15 protein-coding genes are annotated in these 17,959 nt (G+C 64.1%); 8 read left to right on the top strand and 7 right to left on the bottom strand.

Annotated elements, in window-relative coordinates; genetic code table 11:
• Positions 1–384 precede the first annotated feature (384 nt).
• The 7 genes from VGR99_RS09525 to VGR99_RS09500 form a co-directional block, all read right to left on the bottom strand.
• Positions 385–996: a sigma-70 family RNA polymerase sigma factor gene (locus tag VGR99_RS09525; RefSeq protein WP_326898088.1), complete on the bottom strand. Its 612-nt coding sequence runs from the start codon at positions 994–996 to the stop codon at positions 385–387.
• A gap of 289 nt (positions 997–1,285) precedes the next feature.
• The gene (locus VGR99_RS09520; protein ID WP_326898087.1) at positions 1,286–1,861 is read right to left on the bottom strand and encodes a hypothetical protein; all 576 of its coding nucleotides are present in this window, start codon (positions 1,859–1,861) and stop codon (positions 1,286–1,288) included.
• Positions 1,848–2,090 carry a DUF4160 domain-containing protein gene (locus tag VGR99_RS40085; RefSeq protein WP_414645102.1) on the bottom strand — a complete coding sequence of 81 codons (243 nt, stop codon included), beginning with the start codon at positions 2,088–2,090 and terminating at the stop codon, positions 1,848–1,850. Before VGR99_RS40085 ends, VGR99_RS09520 begins: the two co-directional genes overlap by 14 nt.
• 169 nt (positions 2,091–2,259) lie before the next feature.
• Positions 2,260–2,997, bottom strand: coding sequence for a response regulator (locus VGR99_RS09515; protein WP_326898086.1), 738 nt, complete (start codon positions 2,995–2,997; stop codon positions 2,260–2,262).
• Between the two features lie 10 nt (positions 2,998–3,007).
• On the bottom strand, positions 3,008–4,753 hold the full coding sequence (locus VGR99_RS09510; RefSeq protein WP_326898085.1) for an ATP-binding response regulator: 1,746 nt from the start codon (positions 4,751–4,753) through the stop codon (positions 3,008–3,010).
• On the bottom strand, positions 4,723–6,753 hold the full coding sequence (locus VGR99_RS09505) for a sensor histidine kinase (protein ID WP_326898089.1): 2,031 nt from the start codon (positions 6,751–6,753) through the stop codon (positions 4,723–4,725). The genes VGR99_RS09510 and VGR99_RS09505 overlap by 31 nt, the downstream gene beginning before the upstream one ends.
• Before the next feature lie 54 nt (positions 6,754–6,807).
• On the bottom strand, positions 6,808–7,803 hold the full coding sequence (locus VGR99_RS09500; RefSeq protein WP_326898084.1) for a TRAP transporter substrate-binding protein: 996 nt from the start codon (positions 7,801–7,803) through the stop codon (positions 6,808–6,810).
• A 196-nt stretch (positions 7,804–7,999) separates the two neighbouring features.
• On the opposite strand from VGR99_RS09500, the gene ugpB reads away from it, so the two are divergent.
• The 8 genes from ugpB to VGR99_RS09460 all read left to right on the top strand — a co-directional run bounded on the left by ugpB (position 8,000) and on the right by VGR99_RS09460 (position 17,936).
• A complete protein-coding gene (gene ugpB / locus VGR99_RS09495) occupies positions 8,000–9,340 on the top strand; it encodes a sn-glycerol-3-phosphate ABC transporter substrate-binding protein UgpB (RefSeq protein ID WP_326898083.1) in 1,341 nt (446 codons plus the stop codon).
• Positions 9,341–9,628: 288 nt separating this feature from the next.
• On the top strand, positions 9,629–10,660 hold the full coding sequence (locus VGR99_RS09490) for a M4 family metallopeptidase (protein ID WP_326898082.1): 1,032 nt from the start codon (positions 9,629–9,631) through the stop codon (positions 10,658–10,660).
• Positions 10,661–10,777: 117 nt separating this feature from the next.
• Entirely contained in the window at positions 10,778–11,053 is a 276-nt protein-coding gene (locus VGR99_RS09485) for a protealysin inhibitor emfourin (protein WP_326898081.1), read from the top strand.
• Between the two features lie 28 nt (positions 11,054–11,081).
• Positions 11,082–12,059, top strand: coding sequence for an aminoglycoside 3'-phosphotransferase/choline kinase family protein (locus VGR99_RS09480; protein WP_326898080.1), 978 nt, complete (start codon positions 11,082–11,084; stop codon positions 12,057–12,059).
• 270 nt (positions 12,060–12,329) lie between these two features.
• Complete coding sequence (locus tag VGR99_RS09475) at positions 12,330–13,952, top strand: ABC transporter substrate-binding protein (RefSeq protein WP_326898079.1); 1,623 nt, start codon at positions 12,330–12,332, stop codon at positions 13,950–13,952.
• Between the two features lie 245 nt (positions 13,953–14,197).
• Positions 14,198–15,211, top strand: a complete 1,014-nt coding sequence (locus VGR99_RS09470) for an ABC transporter permease (protein WP_326898078.1) — start codon at positions 14,198–14,200, stop codon at positions 15,209–15,211.
• Between the two features lie 3 nt (positions 15,212–15,214).
• Positions 15,215–16,114: an ABC transporter permease gene (locus VGR99_RS09465; protein ID WP_326898077.1), complete on the top strand. Its 900-nt coding sequence runs from the start codon at positions 15,215–15,217 to the stop codon at positions 16,112–16,114.
• A gap of 94 nt (positions 16,115–16,208) precedes the next feature.
• Entirely contained in the window at positions 16,209–17,936 is a 1,728-nt protein-coding gene (locus tag VGR99_RS09460) for an ABC transporter ATP-binding protein (RefSeq protein WP_326898076.1), read from the top strand.
• Positions 17,937–17,959 lie beyond the last annotated feature (23 nt).

Genomic DNA, 17,959 nt, shown 5'->3' with positions numbered 1-17,959 from the left:
ACGGGCTATTACGGCAAGCCGGGCCCCATCGTCATGCTTCAGGGCTGGCTCGAGTTCCAAGCCATGAAGCGCGGCGCCAATCTGTTGATGCGCCAGTCGCAGATGGGCCAAACCGATGTGTGAATCGGATAGCCCGCAAGGGGGGAGGGAATGAGAGAGCGGGGCCGCCTCACTTCGCCTCCCAAATACAAAACGACCCGGACGGGGGCATCGTCCGGGTCGCTGGAGGTCTTGGGAGGTTTAACGAAACCGTATGTGCGGTTTATAGGAGGGAAGTTTTTCCGCCTGATGTTGTCGTCTGTTTCAATTGTTTCGTCGGCGGTAACGCTTCCGTGTCCGGGGATAGGGCTGAAAGTCGGTCCTATCCCTTTGAAATCATTGTCCTTACGCGGCGAAGCGATCGACGCCGGCGCCCTTAAGCAAATCGGCCAATTGCTTGCGGGCGTAGAACATCCGGGTCTTCACCGTGCTCTGCGGGATGCCGATGATCTGACCGACCTCCTCCACCGATTTCTCGTGGTAGTAGACGAGGTTGATGATCTCGCGATGCGCGGGCGACAGCTTTGCGACGCAGGCGCGCAGGATGGCGCTGGTGTCGCTGCGGTCGAGCGAGGTCTCGGGCGTGTCGCAATCGTCAGGGATCTGGCGCACGTCTTCCTGGTCGATGTCCTCGAAGCGGCGCTGGCGCATCGCGGTCAGGGCCTTGAAGCGGGCGATCGAAAGCAGCCAGGTCGAAACCTGCGAGCGGCCCTGGAACTGGCTGGCGGTCCGCCACACGTCGAGGAACACCTGGCTGACCAGATCTTCCGCCGTGGTGGCGTCGCGCACGATGCGCAGGATGAAGCGATAAACCCGCACATTGTGCCGGCAATAGAGGATGTGCATGGCCGTCCGGTTGCCGTCGGCAATGCTTTCCAGAAGCATGTCGTCCGAAGTCGCCTGAGCGGCAATGATGCTCTGGCTGGCCTGGGCGTTGATGGCGATGACGTTCGGCATTGACTTAGCTCCCCGTAGCGCCGCAACCGAGCGGCGTTTCCTTGAGCCGAAGTGTTAATGAGCCAACGTTTCGGGACGTCTGCACGAAAAGGGGAAAATGGTTTCGTGCGCTGCCAAATTGTTTCGTCGGACAGGCCGCGACGAAACATTCGAGGTAAAAAGTCGTGGAATTTCAATATACGGAAAATACGGGGGTGGAGATTTGGCGGGGACGAAGTAGGTGGGAACGCATTTGGGAGATTTGCGTTCGGCGTCGGCCCCCTCAAGGCTCGATCTTGAAAGAAGAGCCCTAGGGCAAAACACGTTGGCGCGGCGTTGCTCGATCAGTTGGATCAGGGGGCGAACCGGAATGTACCTTTGGCGGTTGTGCGCCGATACCACCTGTACCCTGCAGGAATCGATCGCGTCGAAGCGATTCAAAGCCGTAGCAAGCCAGCGCGATAACGCGGGGTATTGGTCCCTTCGTTGCGTATGTCGCGATCTGACGCCGACTTCGTCCGAGGAGAGCCGCAGCAGCTTCTTGGGTCAGTCTGTTTCGTATCAGGAAATCGGCAAACTCTTTTGGTGTCCAACTCTCCTGCGCGAGCGATTGGATGGTGTCTGCGGACATCATCAAGTCTTCGGTGTCTCCCCAAGCAACAGCATCGCCATCTTCAACAAGGATGCCTGTCAGAAAGAGATTTTCATCCCGCAGGGGGCGGTAGACTTTGTAACTAAAAATGGCAGGGCTTACGTCCACGAAGTCTTCGCGCCCCGCTCGTGCCCCTTCAGCCCATTTCACTCGAAGAACGAAGTCGTGGAGCGGTTGAACAGTGGCCAGTCGGGGGACTGGAATCCCACTATCGACGGCATCATTCGCGCTCATTGAGCCTTCTCCACTCCAACACTAATACAGCCAGATTTTCTGGCTTTGCGGCCCATTCCCTAACTTCCGCCAAGTCCTTCTTGGACGCCTTCCCGGCCATAACCTCCAAAGTGACCAAGTTTACGGAGGCTCTGGAGTCCGGCCCCTTCAGATGAAAGTGAGGCGGATTATGATCCCCCGGATAAATGTAGATTTTGCAGTTGGTTAGGGGAGCACTGATGCTCGCCATGTCGCCCCGACAACGCCAGTATAGTGCAGTAGTTGCACAAAATCAAGAATGGAATGTGAAACTATTGCACAAGGGAGTGAATATATGCAAAGAACCACAACCTTAGCGTTTATTTGGCTCCCGCCAAGGTGCATTTCGTGGCCAGGAAGTCGGTTGCCGCCGCCCGCCCCTACGCCTTCTCGCCCGCCGGCGAGAACAGATACCCGCCGCCGCGGATGGTGCGGATCACGGCGGGTTTTGCCGGATCGGGCTCGATCTTGCGGCGGATGCGCATGATGCGCAGGTCGACCGCGCGGTCGAAGGCTTCGGCGTCGCGCGCATTGGCAAGCTCGAGCAGCCGCTCGCGCGACAGCACGCGCTTCGGATTGGCCGCGAACACTTTCAGCAGCCCGAACTCGGACGCCGTCAGCGGATGCTCGTTGCCCTCGTCGTCGCGCAGTGCCTGGGCTTCAAGGTCGAGCCATTTGGTGCCGAAGCGGACGAGCTGGTCCTTGTCCGATTTCGCGGGCGCCGCTTCAGCGGCGGCGGCCTTGGCCGGCGTGCTCCGCCGCAGAACCGAGCGGATGCGCGCCATCAATTCGCGCAGCTCGCAAGGCTTTGCCACGTAATCGTCGGCGCCGAGCTCGAGCCCGACGACGCGGTCGATCGGGCTCGCCGTCGCGGTGAGCATGATGACCGGCACGTTGATGCGGCTCTTGAGGTCGCGGATGATCGACAGGCCGTCTTCCTCGGGCATGTTGAGGTCGAGCACGACGAGATCGGGCATGCTGCCCTGGATCGCGGCGCGCAAGGACTTGCCGCCGTCGCACAGCGTCACGGTGAAGCCGTGCATCTTGAGGTAATCGCCGACCATCTCCCGGGCCGGGGCCTCGTCGTCGACAATCATGATGTGCTGGCTTTGGGTCATGGCTTCTCGATCACGGCGTCTCGGTCGCGGGGAGGGTGATGGTGAAGGTCGAGCCCTTGCCGGGGCCGTCGCTGTCGGCCGTCACCTCGCCGCCATGCATGTCGATAATACGCTTGACGATGGACAACCCAAGCCCGGTCGAGCTCTCGCCGGCGGTCGGTTTGGCCGACAGCCGCTGGAACCGGCCGAACAGGCGGCCGAGATCCTCCGGCGACAGGCCGGCGCCCTCGTCGCTGACGCGGACGACGGTTTCGCTGCCCTCATGGCTGACGGCGATGCCGATCTTGCCGCCGATCGGGGAGTATTTGATGGCGTTGCTGATGAGGTTGTCGATGGCCTCGCGGATGCGGTCGGTGTCGCACATGGTGACGATGTTGGACGGCGCGGTGACGCTGATCGCCTGCTGCTTGTTGACGGCGAGCGGCTGGTTGGCGTCGGCGACCTCCTTGACCAGCGCGCCAACGTCGACCGGCTCGCGGCGGATGGTGATGTCGAACGCATCGGCCATCGCGTCCGAGATCAGGTGATCGACCATCGTGGTCAGGCGCTTGGTGGCGTCGCGGATGTGGTCGACCTGGGAGACCACGCCGCTCGACGAGGCCCCGGTCGAGATCAGCTCCTTCAGCATCTCGGTGCGGCCGAGGATGACGCCGAGCGGGTTCTTCAGATCGTGCGCGACGGTGCCGAGAATCTCGTTCTTGAAGCCGTTGGCGCGCTGCAGCCGCAGCCATTGCGCGGAGAGCCGGCGGTTGGCCTGCATCAGGGCGCGGGTGCGCTGGGCGACGCGGTCTTCCAGCTGCGTGTTGGCGTCCTGGAGCTGCTGGTAGAGGATGACATTGTCGAAGGCGATCGAGAGCCGGCTGGAGAAGATCTCGACCAGCGAGCGGTCGGTCTCGGACAATTCGCGCTCGGCCTGCAGCAGCACCACGACCTCGCGGCCGGATCCGGTGCGCAAGTAGATCACGCTGCGGTGGTCGGCGAATTCGTTCTTGCGGCCCTGGAAGGCGGCTTCCACCATCGCGCGCAAATCAGGGTCGAGCGCCTTGGATGAGGTCGTGCCGATGAAGCGGCTGTAGCAGCCGCTGCCGGCGAGCACCGAGAGCTCGGGGTCGATCCCGCCATTGTCGCGCAGGACCAGTATACCGGCGCAATCGGCATTGAGCAGCGAGGCGAGCTGGGTCAGCACGCCCTCGGCGAGCCGCTGCATCGACTTGAAGTCGTACAGCGTGGAGGCCGCATCGATGATGATCTCGAGGCCGCGCCGCGTCTGCACCATGCGCTCGAGCTGCTGGTAGGAGCGCAGCGCCGCGGTCAGCGAGGTGAACAGCTTGTCGGCGGTGAGCTCGGTCTTGGCCTTGTAGTCGTTGATGTCGTACTGCACGATCACGCGCCGCTCCGGCGCCTGGCCGGGCTGGCCGGTGCGCAGGATGATGCGCACGGTCTCGTTCTTGAGCTCGTTGCGGATGTATTCGACCAGCTCGAGGCCGGCGACGTCGGTCTCCATGATGACGTCGAGCAGCACCGCGGCGATGTCGTTGTGCACGGCCATCAGCTTGCGGCCTTCCGCCGCGGAATGGGCGGAGAGGATCTCCAGGCTCTGGCCGTTCAGGCTGTAATCCGAGAGCGCGAAACGGGTGCCGTCATGCACGGCCGGATCGTCGTCGATGACGGCGATCTTCCATTTGCGGGCATTGGTATCCTCCGACGCGGTACCGGTGTCGTCGATCAGGTGGAGGACATCGTCCTGTTCGGCCATTGAGAAGTCCCGTCAGTCTCTGTGCTTTGCGCGCCGCCCTTGGCGACGCGGGGCATGATAATGCGAAAAGTAGTGCCTTGTCCTAGCTTGGATTCCAGCATCATGCGACCGCCGAGCTGCTGGGTGACGAGGTTATAGACGATATGGAGGCCGAGTCCCGTGCCACCTTCATTGCGCCGCGTGGTAAAGAATGGGTCAAAGGCCTGGCGCTGCACGTCGGGGGTCATGCCGGCCCCGTCATCGGTGAAGATGATCTCGATGTCGTCGGACCCGCGCGGCCGTGCCGAGATCGTGATGGTGCCGGCGCGCCCGTCGGCGAAGGCGTGGTTGGCGGCGTTGAGGAACAGATTGGTCAGGATCTGGCCGTAGGAGCCGGGATAGCCGTCGAGCAGCAGCCCCTCGGGCACGTCGACCTGGAGCGTGATCGGCGAGCGCTTCAGCACCGGTCTGAGGCTGGCGATGATCTGGTCGGTGGCTTCGCTGAGTGAGAATTGCCGCCGCTCGGCATGGGAGCGGTCGACCGCGACCTGCTTGAACGACTGGATCAGCTCGCCGGCGCGGGTGAGGTTGGCGACGAGCTGTTGCGAGGCGTCGCGCGAGGACTGCACGAATTCCTCGAGCTGCGAACGGCGCAGGCCGCCGTCGCCCTTGAGCTGGGCCTCGAAGATCTCGCTGCGCCGGGCAAAGCTGGAGGCAACCGTGAGGCTGATGCCGATCGGGTTGTTGACCTCGTGGGCGACGCCGGCGACGAGGCCGCCGAGCGCTGCGAGCCGCTCGGCGTCGATCAGATTCTGCTGCGCGGTGTTGAGCTCGAGCAGCGCGCTCTCGGCCTTCTCCTTGGACGCACGCAGCTCGTCCTCGGTCTGGCGCTTCGCGATCGCGTTCTCGCGAAACACCTCCACCGCGCGCGCCATGGCGCCGACCTCGTCGCGGGCCTTGGTGCCCTGTACCTCGCGGTCGAGGTCGCCGAGCGTGATCGCGCGCATCGCCGCCATGATCTGCTGCAGCGGCAGGCGAATGGACAGCGCGATCAGCACGCCGGCGGTGAGGATGATGCCGAGGAAGATCACCGCAATGGAGAGAACGCGGCGAGAGATGTCCGCCAGCGTGCGGTCGAACGTCTCCTGCGCCTTCTGCTCGCGCTGGCGCATTTTGGTGGAGAGGTCGTCGATGGCGCCGATCGCTTCGGCCTGGCTGGCGTCGATGGTGTTGCGGAGCAGCTCGGTGCGGCTCGTCAGCTGCTCGGAGAGCTTTGCAAAACCCTCGCGCAGCGCGGTGGTGCGCGCCCCGAGCCGCTGCAGCGCCATGCGCTGGAGGTCGTTGTCGGCGAGATCGATCATGACCGGAATGGTCTTCTCGATCGTCTCGGTGTTGCGGCGCGCGTCGTCGGCCGCGCCCGGCGACAGCGAGAGATAGTACGAATTGGCCGCGACCAGCATCGCGGTGAAGGCCTCGCGCGACTTGCCGAGCGAGGGCCAGATCAGCGCGTCGCGATGGCCGGTGGCGCCTTCGATGATGGAATAGAGGCCGGCCATGTCCCTGGCCGGGCCCTGCACCTGGTCCTCATAGGTCCTGGCGATGGTGGCCTGCACGCTACGCAGCTCGCCGAAACCGTTGAGGAAGCGGTCGGTGGTGCGCTCCAGCTCCTCCACAGAGCCTGCCAGCATCGGGTCCTTGGCGGCGCGGTTGGTCAGCGTGCCCAGCACCGCCTCGCGCAGCAGCAGGATCTCGGCGAACAGGTCCGGGCTCGGCTGGTTGATGTAGCGGTGGATCAGGTTCTGCAGGCGCCCGGTCTCGCTTTCGAGCAGCGCCAGGATGCGGTCGGATTCGCGGACCTGGCGCACGTCGTCCCAGGCCGAGCCCAGCACCTGCGAGCCGTTCCAGATCAGCCCGACCAGCACGATCACCACGGCGGAGTTCAGCGCCGCGATCGACAGGATGCGCCAGCGGATCGGTACCGCACGGAGCACGCCAACGAGGCGGGCGCGCAGCCGCCCGATCGGGCCGGGCGGCCTGTCCGCGTGCTCGCTGTGTCCAAGCGCAGCCAACCGGGCCTACTCCACCTTGCGAATACGTTCGATCAGTGCGGCCGCGGCGGGATCGCGGCCGGCCCTGGTGTAGATCGCCGTCATCGCGTCCTCGAACGGCTTGCGGTCGATATCCCTGACGATGGTGACGCCGGCTTCGGTCGCCTTGCGCTGCGACTGCTGCTCGAGGTCGCGCCATTTCTCGCGCATGAAGCGGCTGGAGTGCGCGGCGGCCTCGCGGAAAATCTGCTGGTCGTCCGCCGACAGGCTCCGCCACGCCTTCAGCGAGATCACCAGCACTTCGGGGCTCATCGTGTGCTCGGTGAGCGCAAGATGGCCCGCATATTTGTAATGATCGGTCGTCACGAAGGATGGCCAGTTGTTTTCGGCGCCGTCGACGAGGTGGTTGGCGAGCCCGGCGAGGACCTGTCCATAGGGCATCTCGACCGGCTCGGCCCCGAGCGCGCGGATCATCTCGCTCATCAACTCCGATTGCTGCACCCGGATCCGCAAGCCCTTGAGGTCAGCCACGCTCCTGACCGGCCGGACGCCATTGTAGAGCGACCGCGCGCCGGAATCGTAGAAGCAGAGCCCGACGAAGCCATAGGACTCGAAGCTGCCGAGGATCTCGCTGCCGATCGGCCCGTCCAGCACCCTCTGCATGTGCTCGATGGACCGGAACAGGAACGGCATGGCGAGCACGTTCATCGCCGGGACGAAATTGCCGATCAGGGCGACATTGGTCCGGTTGAGGTCGATGGCGCCGGCCCGGGTCTGCTCGATGGTTTCCTTCTCCTCGCCGAGCTGGCGCGAGTGGAACACCTTGACCTCGTGGCGGCCGCCAGTGCGCTCGGCGATCAGGGCGCCCATGTAGCGCAGCGCCTGCACGGTCGGGTAATCCTCGGTCTGGGTGTCGGCAGCGCGGAATTCGCGCGCAACGGCGCTCGTCGCGCCGATGGCGATCAGAAGCGCGACGAAGATCGCTCCGGTCCGCGAGAGTTCGGCACGGCTCAACACTGGCACACTCAACCCCTCAGTGGTGGAGTCTATGGCGGGACCAAAAGGTTCAATGCAATCTAGCAGATGGTTAAAGGAAGGCCATCCCGCCGCAGGCCCGGGAAGGGTCACGGATGATTGTGCGGCGCGGCCGCGCTTCATTCCGATTGAAACCGGCAGAGCCACGCCGTAAGCAGGCGCAGGTCGCCTTTTTCGGCGCGAGGTGGGAAGAGCCATCGTGACCTCAGCATTACGCCTTGTGCAGATCGTCGCCGCGTTTGCGGCTCTCACGCTGGCCACCCCGGCGCGCGCCGCCACCGACATTGCCTGGTGGCACGCGATGTCGGGCGAGCTCGGCAAGCAGCTCGAAAAGCTCGCCGCCGACTTCAACGCCTCGCAGTCCGATTATCGCATCGTCCCCACCTACAAGGGCAATTACACCGAGACGGTGACGGCGGCGATCTTCGCCTTCCGCTCGCGCAGCCAGCCCGCGATCGTCCAGGTCAACGAGGTCGCGACCGCCACCATGACGGCGGCCAAGGGCGCGATCTATCCGGTGTTCAGCCTGATGCGGGACCAGGGCGAGCCGTTCTCGCTCAACGACTACCTGCCCGCGGTCTCCGGCTATTACACCGATGCGGCCGGCAATCTCTTGTCGTTCCCGTTCAATTCGTCGACGCCGATCCTGTACTACAACAAGACCATGTTCCGCGACGCCGGCCTCGATCCGGAGACACCGCCGAAGACCTGGCCGGAGCTGGGTGCGGCGGCAAAGCGCCTGCGCGACCGCGGCGCGGTGTGCGGCTTCACCACGTCCTGGCCGTCCTGGATCCACATCGAGAACCTCTCCGCCTTCCACAATCTGCCGCTGGCAACGCGCACCAACGGCTTTGCCGGTCTCGATGCCGAGCTGACCATCAACAATCCGGTCGTCGTCAAGCATATCGCCCAGCTCAGCGAGTGGCAGAAGACAAAACTGTTCGACTATGGCGGCCGCGGGCAGTCGGCCGAGCCGCGCTTCCAGAACGGCGAATGCGGCATCTTCATCGGCTCCTCGGCGACGCGCGCCGACATCAAGGCGAATTCGAAATTCGAGATCGGCTACGGCATGATGCCGTATTGGCCTGACGTGGCGGGCGCGCCGCAGAACTCGATCATCGGCGGCGCCACGCTGTGGGTGCTGCGCGACCGGCCGCGCCAGGAATACAAGGGCGTGGCGCGGTTCTTCGCCTATCTGTCGCAGCCCGGCGTGCAAGCCGCCTGGCACCAGAACACCGGGTACTTGCCGATCACCCGCGCCGCCTTCGAGCTGACGCGCGCGCAGGGATTCTACGAGCGCAATCCGGGCTCGTCGATCTCGTTCGAGGAGATCACGCTGCATCCGCCGACGGAGAACTCGAAGGGCATCCGGCTCGGCTCCTTCGTGCTGATCCGCGGCGCGATCGAGGACGAGCTCGAGCAGGCCTTCACCGGCCAGAAGAGCGCGCAAGCCGCGCTCGATGCGGCGGCCGAGCGCGGCAACAAGCTGCTGCGCCAGTTCGAACGCGCCAGTCCGGAGCGCTAAAGCATGATCCGGAAAAAGTGCGAAGCGGTTTTCCGGTAGGATCATGCTTAAACGATAACCTAAAGCGCGATCTCATCGCGCTTTAGGGCGAGGCACGCGCGGCCTTCGTCCGCCGCCGCACACACCGCAACCCGGAAGTGTGTGCGATATCACATTCAACGGGCCGTGATCCTGCGATAATCGCGAACGCGTTGCGCCAGGCTGGCGCCGACGCTTGCCGCTCGCCGGCAGGAAGATCGTGAGGTTGTTTCACCCATCCATTTTCGGAAACTGCATTGGAGATCGTCAATGACATGCACATGCTGCATCATCCCGAACGACGTTCTGACCAGGCTCTCGCAGGACAAGAAGCTGTCGGCTCCGCTTCGCAAGCAACTCGTCGACACTGTCCAGATCAGCCATGAACTGCGCGAATTGCGTAACCAGGCCATGCGTCTCACCAGCGTTGCCGCGGCGCGGGCCGGCGGGCTCGTCATGCTGGCGAGCGCGCCGGCCGTCACGGTCTACGACTGCAAGCACACGCAGACGCTGCCGGGCACGCCCATACCGAAGCCGAAGACGTCTTCGGATGCGTCGGTCAAGCGCACCTTCAACCAGACCACCAAGGTCGCCAAGTTCTACCAGCAGGTCTTCAACCGCAATTCGATCGACGATCACGGCATGACGATGATGTCGTCGGTCCATTTCGGCGACAAGTACAACAACGCGATGTGGAACGGCTCGCAGATGGTCTATGGCGACGGCGATGGCAGCATCTTCGTCGACTTCACCAAGGGCAACGACGTCATCGGCCACGAGCTGACCCACGGCGTGACCCAGCACAGCCTCCAGCTCAACTATAGCGGCGATGCCGGTGGTCTGAACGAGAGCGTCTCCGACTGCTTCGGCTCGATGTTCCGGCAGTGGGAAGCCAAGCAGGACGTCAAGAAGGCCGACTGGCTGATCGGGCGCGACATCATGGGGCCGGCCGCCAAGAAGCAGGGGTTCACCTGCCTGCGCGACATGGCCGATCCCGCGGCCAAGCACTGCCTGGCGCCGCAACCGACCAAATATTCCCAGATTACGCCGGGCATGGATCCGCATTACTCCAGCGGTCCGCCGAACCTCGCCTTCTGCACGGCCTGCATCACGCTCGGCGGATACAGTTGGGCCAAGATCGGGCAGGTGTGGTATAATGCACTTACCGGCTTCGGGCCGACGCCGAATATGACGATGAAGGCGTTTGCGGCGCGGACCCGGCAGGGTGCCCACACGTTGTATCCGGGCGATGCCGCCGTCTACGCCGCCGTCAACGCGGGATGGTCCAAGGTCGGGCTGTAGAAGCGTTTTCGCGCGACGTCGATACCGGTTCGCGCCGAGAGAACGCGTCAAGATGAGATCTGGAGCCCCGTTCCGTTTCCAACGGAGCGTGGCTCCGGCCAGCGAAAGGAAGCAAGCGTGGATCGCTTGAAGATCGAGCGCGTCGGAGGCTTCGCCGGATTCGGCGGACCCCACCTCAAGAGTCGCGGTGAAGTGTCTGTGTCGGAGCTGTCTGACGCCGATCAGAAGACGGTGGATGCGTTGTTTGCCGATCCGAAGAAGGTTCCTGCCGCGCATCCGGGCCAGGCCGACGCGTTCAGCTACCGGATCACGCGCGGCGCCAAGACGATCGAAGTCCCCGAGCATGCCGTCCCCGCGACCATCAAGAACAGCGTCAAGGATGTCTTGGAATAGGAATGTCCTGGAATAGATCGACGCTGTGATGGAGGAGACGCTGCCGCCGGATTCCGCGGGCGTATGGGGCTCGTCCGCGTCGACGAGCCTTGAAGCCTACCGCGCCTTGCGCACGGAGCCGGCGCGATGGCTGCCGGTCGCGCTCGACATCGCGCGCGGCCACGGTCTCGATACCAGCTCGCCACATGTGTTTGTAACAGGCACCAATCTCGTGGTCGGCCTCGGCGAGCGCCTGATTCTGAAAATCTTCCCGCCGCTGCTGCACGCGCAATTCGTCTCCGAGCGCAGCTCTCTCACGCAGCTTGCCGGCCGCCTTCATCTGCCGATCCCCGAGATCGTCGCGGAAGGAACGCGCGACGGCTGGCCCTATCTCGTCATCACCCGCCTTGCCGGCGCGCTCGGCTCCGAGGCCTGGCCGTCCCTGCCGGAGGGGCAGAAGGAGCGCCTGCTGCGCCAGATCGGCGAGACCATCGCCTCCGTGCAGCGCGCGCCGCTTGGTCCGCTGGCACGCATCGAGCCGCGCTGGGACGATTTCATGCGCAAGCAGATGCAGGGTTGCCGCGTCAGGCACGAGCGCCTCGGCCTTGCGCCGAAATTCCTGGCCGGCCTCGACGATCTCATGCGCGACGCCGCACGCCTCATCCCGATGGACGCGCCGCCGGTGATCCTGACCGGCGAATACATTCCGGAGAATTTTCTGCTCGCCTGCGATAACGGCGAATGGTCGCTCGCCGGCCTGTTCGATTTCGGCGACGTGCGGGCGGGATGGCGCGACTACGATCTGCTCGGCCCCAGTGCCTTCATGGCGGCGGGCCGGCCCGGGCGCGTCCGCAGCCTGCTCGAAGGTTTCGGCTACACGACGCTGGATTTCACGCTCAGGCGCCGCCTGATGGCCCTGATGCTGCTGCATCACGCCAGCGACCTCAACAGCCATATCTGCATCGAGGGCTGGCAGGACAAGGCGAACGATCTGATCGAACTTCAGGACCTGATCTGGCCGGGCTGATCGCCCGTCACCGTGCTGCCTGCGCGTCAGCAACAAGGATCTTGCCACTAGCCCATCGAATGGGCGTGTATTTTCATCGGTCTATTTAATAGGCAAATATGTATCTTTGTATGCAATGCACGCGATCTGGGCTCTGGTCGCCCGCTGACTGGAAAGCGGCTTTCTCTCATAAATTCAATCAATTAGGTCGCGCGTAAGCTCTCGTTAAGCTCTGGCACGAACCTTGCGAAGCCAGTTCCAACCAAAAACCTCTGTGTTGGAGCAGTAGCCATGAAGCGCCGCGATTTCCTCAAGTCCGTATCGGGATTGGCCGCAGGCGCGGCACTTCCGGCGATGCCACAGGTGATCTCGACCGCCTATGCCGACGCGCGATCGGAGACGCTGCTGATCGTCTCGGAGGGCGGCCCCAACAATCTCGACATCCACGGTGTCGGCACCAACGTGCCCGGCTATGAGGTGTCGTGGAATTGCTACGACCGCCTGATCAGCCACGAGATGAAGACCGGCCCCGGCGGCGTGCCCTATTACGACCGCGACAAGTTCAAGCCCGAGCTCGCCGAGGAGTTCAAGATCGACGACATGTCGGTCACCTTCAAGCTGCGCAAGAACGCCAAATTCCACGACGGCACGCCGGTCACGGCGAAGGACGTGAAGTGGTCGCTGGATCGTGCGGTCAGCGTCGGCGGCTTCCCGACCTTCCAGATGAGCGCGGGTTCGCTGACCAAGCCGGAGCAGTTCGTCGTGATCGACGACCACACCGTGCGTGTCGACTTCCTGAAGAAGGACAGGCTGACGGTCCCTGATCTCGCGGTGATCGTGCCCTGCATCGTCAACTCCGAGCTGGTGAAGAAGAATTCCAGCGAGAAGGATCCCTGGGGTCTGGAGTTCACCAAGCAGCAGACCGCGGGCTCCGGCGCCTACAAGGTGACGAAGTGGACCGCCGGCACCGAAGTCATCATGGAGCGCAACGAAGACTGGGTTTGCGGTCCGCTGCCGAAGATCAAGCGCGTGATCTGGCGCATGGTGCCGCAGGCCGGAAACCGCCGCGCGCTCCTGGAGCGCGGCGACGCCGATATCTCCTACGAGCTGCCGAACAAGGACTTTCAGGAGATGAAGGCCAACGGCAAGCTCAACGTCGTGTCGCTGCCGTTCTCCAACGGCATCCAGTATATCGGCATGAACGTCACCAAGCCGCCCTTCGACAACCCGAAGGTGCGTCAGGCAGTGGCCTATGCGCTGCCCTATCAGAAGATCATGGACGCCGTGATGTTCGGCCTCGCCAACCCGATGTTCGGTGCCGCGAAGGACAAGCCGACCGAGGTCGCCTGGCCGCAGCCGCACAAATACAACACCGACATGGACAAGGCGAAGGCGCTGCTGGCGGAGGCCGGTTACGCCAACGGCTTCGAGACCACGATCTCGTTCGACCTGAATTTTGCCGGCGTCAACGAGCCGCTCTGCGTGCTGGTGCAGGAAAGCCTGGCGCAGATCGGCATCAAGACCACCATCAACAAGGTGCCCGGCGCCAACTGGCGTACCGAGTTGAACAAGAAGGAGATGCCGCTCTTCACCAACGTGTTCTCAGGCTGGCTCGATTACCCCGAGTACTTCTTCTACTGGTGCTATCACGGCAACAATTCCGTCTTCAACACCATGAGCTACAAGTCGGCGGAGATGGACAAGCTGATCGACGGCGCGCGCACCGCGGCCGCCACCGGCGACACCGCGACCTACGATAAGGACGTGAAAGGCTTCGTCGACCTCGCCTTCACCGACATCCCGCGCATCCCGCTGTACCAACCCTTCGTCAACGTCGCGATGCAGAAGAACATCAGCGGCTACCAGTACTGGTTCCACCGCCGCTTGGACTATCGCGCGATGGCGAAGGGGTGAGGGGTCATGGGTGAGGTGAGCACGCTGTTCAGGCTCCCTCCCCCCTTGCGGGGGAGGGCCGGGGAGAGGGGTAGCCACGAACTCAGACCTCGCCCGGGGCCACCCCTCTCCCTAACCCTCCCCCGCATCCGCATCCGCCTTCGCCAAGGCTTCGGCGGACAAGAGGGGGGAGGGGACGCAGCGGAGCGCGGGGCGACGTTCGCGCTCATCGACAGACAAGCATCGCTCGTTCGGAGTGCAGCACCATGCTGACCATGATCGGCAAGCGCCTGATGTTCGCGATTCCCTCGCTGATCGGCGTCGTCATCGTCACCTTCCTGCTCACACGCGCGCTGCCGGGCGATCCCGCCGCGTACTTCGCCGGCCCCGCCGCGACCAAGGAAGCCGTCGAGCAGATCCGGAAAAAACTCGGCCTCGACAGGCCGCTGATCGAGCAGTTCTTCCGCTACACCAACGACCTCGCCCACGGCGATTTCGGCAACTCGCTCACGACGGGCCAGCCGGTCGCGGCCGAGATCCGAAATCGCCTGCCGGCGTCCGCCGAGCTGACGCTGCTCGGCCTGATCGTCTCGATCGTCATCGCCATTCCGCTTGGCGTGCTCGCGGCAACGCGGCCGGGGTCATGGGTCGACCATCTCTGTCGCATCACGACAACAGCCGGCGTGTCGCTACCGGTGTTCTTCACCGGCCTGGTGCTGGTGTATTTCTTCTACTTCCGGCTCGGCTGGTCGCCGGCGCCGCTCGGCCGTCTCGACGTGTTCTACAGCGCGCCGCCGACGGTCACGGGCTTCTACCTGATCGACACCCTGATCGCGCGTGACTTCGAGGCGTTCCGCTCGGCGCTGAGCCAGCTCATCCTGCCCGCGACGACGCTCGCGATCTTCTCGCTGGCGCCGATCGCGCGCATGACCCGCGCCTCGATGCTGGCGGTGCTTGCATCCGAATTCGTCCGCACCGCGCGCGCCAGCGGCCTGTCGCCGGCGACCGTGATCGTCACCTACGCCTTCCGCAACGCGATGCTGCCGGTGATCACCACGCTCAGCATGGTGTTTTCGTTCCTGCTGGGCGCCAACGTGCTGGTCGAGAAGGTGTTCGCGTGGCCCGGCATCGGCTCCTACGCAGTGGAAGCGCTGATCTCGTCGGACTTCGCGCCGGTGCAGGGCTTCGTGCTGACCATGGCGGTCATGTACGTGCTGCTCAATCTCGTGATCGACATTCTCTATGGCGTGATCGATCCGCGCGTCAGGTTGGAGGGCTAAATCATGAGCTCCGTTGCGCCTGCTGTTGAACCCGTCGGTCCCGCGCGGACGTCGGGACTCACCGCGATCCTCGAGCAGACCCGTTATGTGCTGAGCGAGAACAAGGTCACGGGCTTCGCCTTCGCGCTCCTGATCTTGATTTTGGTCGCCGCAATCTTCGGCCCCTATGTGGTGCCATACGATCCGCTCACCTCCGACACCGCTGCGGCGCTAAAACCGCCGTCGGCGGCGCACTGGTTCGGCACCGACCAGCTCGGCCGCGACATCTTCAGCCGCGTCATCGTGGCAACACGGCTCGACACCTTCATCGCCGTTGCGTCCGTCGTGCTGGTGTTCCTGATGGGGGGCCTCGCCGGTATCGCGGCCGGCTATTTCGGCGGCTGGACCGATCGCATCGTCGGGCGCATCGCCGACACCATCATGGCCTTCCCGCTGTTCGTGCTGGCGATGGGCATCGTCGCCGCGCTCGGCAACACCGTGCAGAACATCATCCTGGCCACGGCCATCGTCAACTTTCCGCTCTATGCCCGCGTCGCGCGCGCCGAGGCCAACGTCCGCCGCAACGCCGGCTTCGTGCAGGCCGCGCGTCTCTCAGGCAATGGCGAATTCCGCATCCTGCTGGTGCACATCCTGCCGAACATCATGCCGATCATGATCGTGCAGATGTCGCTGACCATGGGCTACGCCATCCTCAACGCCGCGGGCCTGTCCTTCATCGGTCTCGGCGTCCGCCCGCCGACGGCAGAATGGGGCATCATGGTCGCCGAAGGCGCGGGCTTCATGGTCTCGGGCGAATGGTGGATCGCGCTCTTCCCCGGCCTCGCCCTGATGGTCGCCGTGTTCTGCTTCAACCTCCTCGGCGACGGCCTGCGCGACATCGTCGACCCCCAGCGGAGGACGTGATGGTGAATTTACGTCAAAAATTCTCCAACGATTCCAATGCCATCTCTACTGTGCATGGGGTTGTTTTCGACCTTTTGAGTGACGGGAGGCCCGCATGACCGCCCAGCCGCTGCTCGACGTCCAGGACCTCACGGTCGAATTCTCCACCCGCCGCGGCATCGTCAAAGCCGTGCAGCACGTCAACATCTCCGTCGCCAAGGGCGAGACGCTCGCCATCGTCGGCGAGTCCGGCTCCGGCAAGTCGGTGACGTCCTACGCGGTGATGCGCATCCTCGACCGCGCCGGCCGGATCGCCGAGGGCTCGGTGATGTTTTCCGGCATCGACGTGAAGGCCGCGACCGAAGACCAGATGCGCGACCTGCGCGGCCGCGAAGTCTCGATGATCTTCCAGAACCCGCGTGCGGCGCTGAACCCGATCCGGAAAGTCGGCGACCAGATCGAGGACGTGCTGCGCACCCATGTGCAGCAGGCCCAGGTCGCCGATCACGGCGAGAAGGCGATCGAGGCGCTGGAGCAGGTCAAGATCGCCCGCCCGCGCGAGCGCTATCACGCCTATCCGTTCGAGCTGTCAGGCGGCATGTGCCAGCGCGTCGTCATCGCCCTTGCGCTGGCCTGCAATCCGCAGCTCCTGATCGCGGACGAGCCGACCACCGGTCTCGACGTCACCACCCAGAAGGCGGTGATGGACCTGATCGTCGAGCTCACAAAACGCCGCGCGATGTCGACCATCCTGATCACCCACGACCTCGGCCTCGCCGCCGCCTATTGCGACCGCGTCGTGGTGATGGAGAAGGGCCGCGTCGTCGAGACCGCCAAGGCCGCCGACATCTTCGCCAACCCGCAGCACCCCTACACCAAGAAGCTGATGCGCGCGACGCCGCGGCTCGGTGTGAGCTTGCGGGATCTGTTGCCCGAGGAAGAGGGCGCGTTGCCCGCCTCGCCTGCTGAAGCAGCTCCGCCGGCCGCAGCAAGCACGGAGGGGCAAAAGCCCCTTCTCCTCATCGAAAAGCTGGTCAAGGAATATCCCCGCCAGGGCGCCACCGCCACGCTCGGAAAATTGTTCGGCCGCAAGCCGCCGGTCGAGCCCGATGTGTTCCGTGCGGTCGACGGCATCAGCTTCTCGATCGGCCACGGCGAGAGCGTCGGCCTGGTCGGCGAATCCGGCTGCGGCAAATCGACCACGTCGATGATGGTGATGCGCCTGCTCGACCAGACCTCCGGCCTGATCCAGTTCGACGGCGAGAACATCGGCGGCATCGCGCCGGCGTCCTTCGCGCGGCTGCCACAGCGCAGCCGCATCCAGATGGTGTTCCAGGACCCGACCGACAGCCTCAACCCGCGCTTCACCGCCGCCCGCGCCATCGCCGACCCGATCATGCAGCTCGGCGACATCAAGGGCCGCGACGCGCTCCGCGCCCGCTGCGAGGAGCTGGCCACGATGGTCGGCCTGCCGCACAATCTGCTGGACCGCTTCCCGCACCAGCTCTCCGGCGGCCAGAAGGCCCGCGTCGGCATCGCCCGCGCGATCGCGCTGCATCCCAAGCTCGTCATCCTGGACGAGCCGACCGCGGCGCTGGACGTCTCGGTGCAGGCCGTTGTCCTGAACCTGCTTCAGGACCTCAAGGCGCGGCTAGGTATGAGCTATCTGTTCGTCTCGCATGATTTGAATGTAGTGCGCTTGTTGTGCGATCGTGTCATTGTGATGCGGACGGGGCGGATCGTCGAGGAGGGCTCTTCCGAGAAGGTCCTGAGCGATCCGCAGGACGACTACACCAAGGAGCTGCTGACGGCGATCCCGCATCCGCCGTTGCCGGTCCACTGAGAGTGCACTGATTGTTTGGGAGC

Source organism: Bradyrhizobium sp. (genome assembly GCF_035935975.1).
GTDB lineage: Bacteria > Pseudomonadota > Alphaproteobacteria > Rhizobiales > Xanthobacteraceae > Bradyrhizobium.
The sequence above is the reverse complement of the archived record's forward strand: the minus strand, read 5'-3'. Positions and strand labels throughout refer to the sequence as shown.

Coding starts and splice junctions, on each gene's coding strand:
- VGR99_RS09460 (WP_326898076.1), top strand. CDS start 16,209: ATGACCGCCCAGCCGCTGCTCGACGTCCAGGACCTCACGGTCGAATTC.
- VGR99_RS09465 (WP_326898077.1), top strand. CDS start 15,215: ATGAGCTCCGTTGCGCCTGCTGTTGAACCCGTCGGTCCCGCGCGGACG.
- VGR99_RS09525 (WP_326898088.1), bottom strand. CDS start 996: ATGCCGAACGTCATCGCCATCAACGCCCAGGCCAGCCAGAGCATCATT.
- VGR99_RS09480 (WP_326898080.1), top strand. CDS start 11,082: ATGGAGGAGACGCTGCCGCCGGATTCCGCGGGCGTATGGGGCTCGTCC.
- VGR99_RS09515 (WP_326898086.1), bottom strand. CDS start 2,997: ATGACCCAAAGCCAGCACATCATGATTGTCGACGACGAGGCCCCGGCC.
- VGR99_RS40085 (WP_414645102.1), bottom strand. CDS start 2,090: ATGGCGAGCATCAGTGCTCCCCTAACCAACTGCAAAATCTACATTTAT.
- VGR99_RS09510 (WP_326898085.1), bottom strand. CDS start 4,753: ATGGCCGAACAGGACGATGTCCTCCACCTGATCGACGACACCGGTACC.
- VGR99_RS09490 (WP_326898082.1), top strand. CDS start 9,629: ATGACATGCACATGCTGCATCATCCCGAACGACGTTCTGACCAGGCTC.
- VGR99_RS09475 (WP_326898079.1), top strand. CDS start 12,330: ATGAAGCGCCGCGATTTCCTCAAGTCCGTATCGGGATTGGCCGCAGGC.
- VGR99_RS09470 (WP_326898078.1), top strand. CDS start 14,198: ATGCTGACCATGATCGGCAAGCGCCTGATGTTCGCGATTCCCTCGCTG.
- VGR99_RS09520 (WP_326898087.1), bottom strand. CDS start 1,861: ATGAGCGCGAATGATGCCGTCGATAGTGGGATTCCAGTCCCCCGACTG.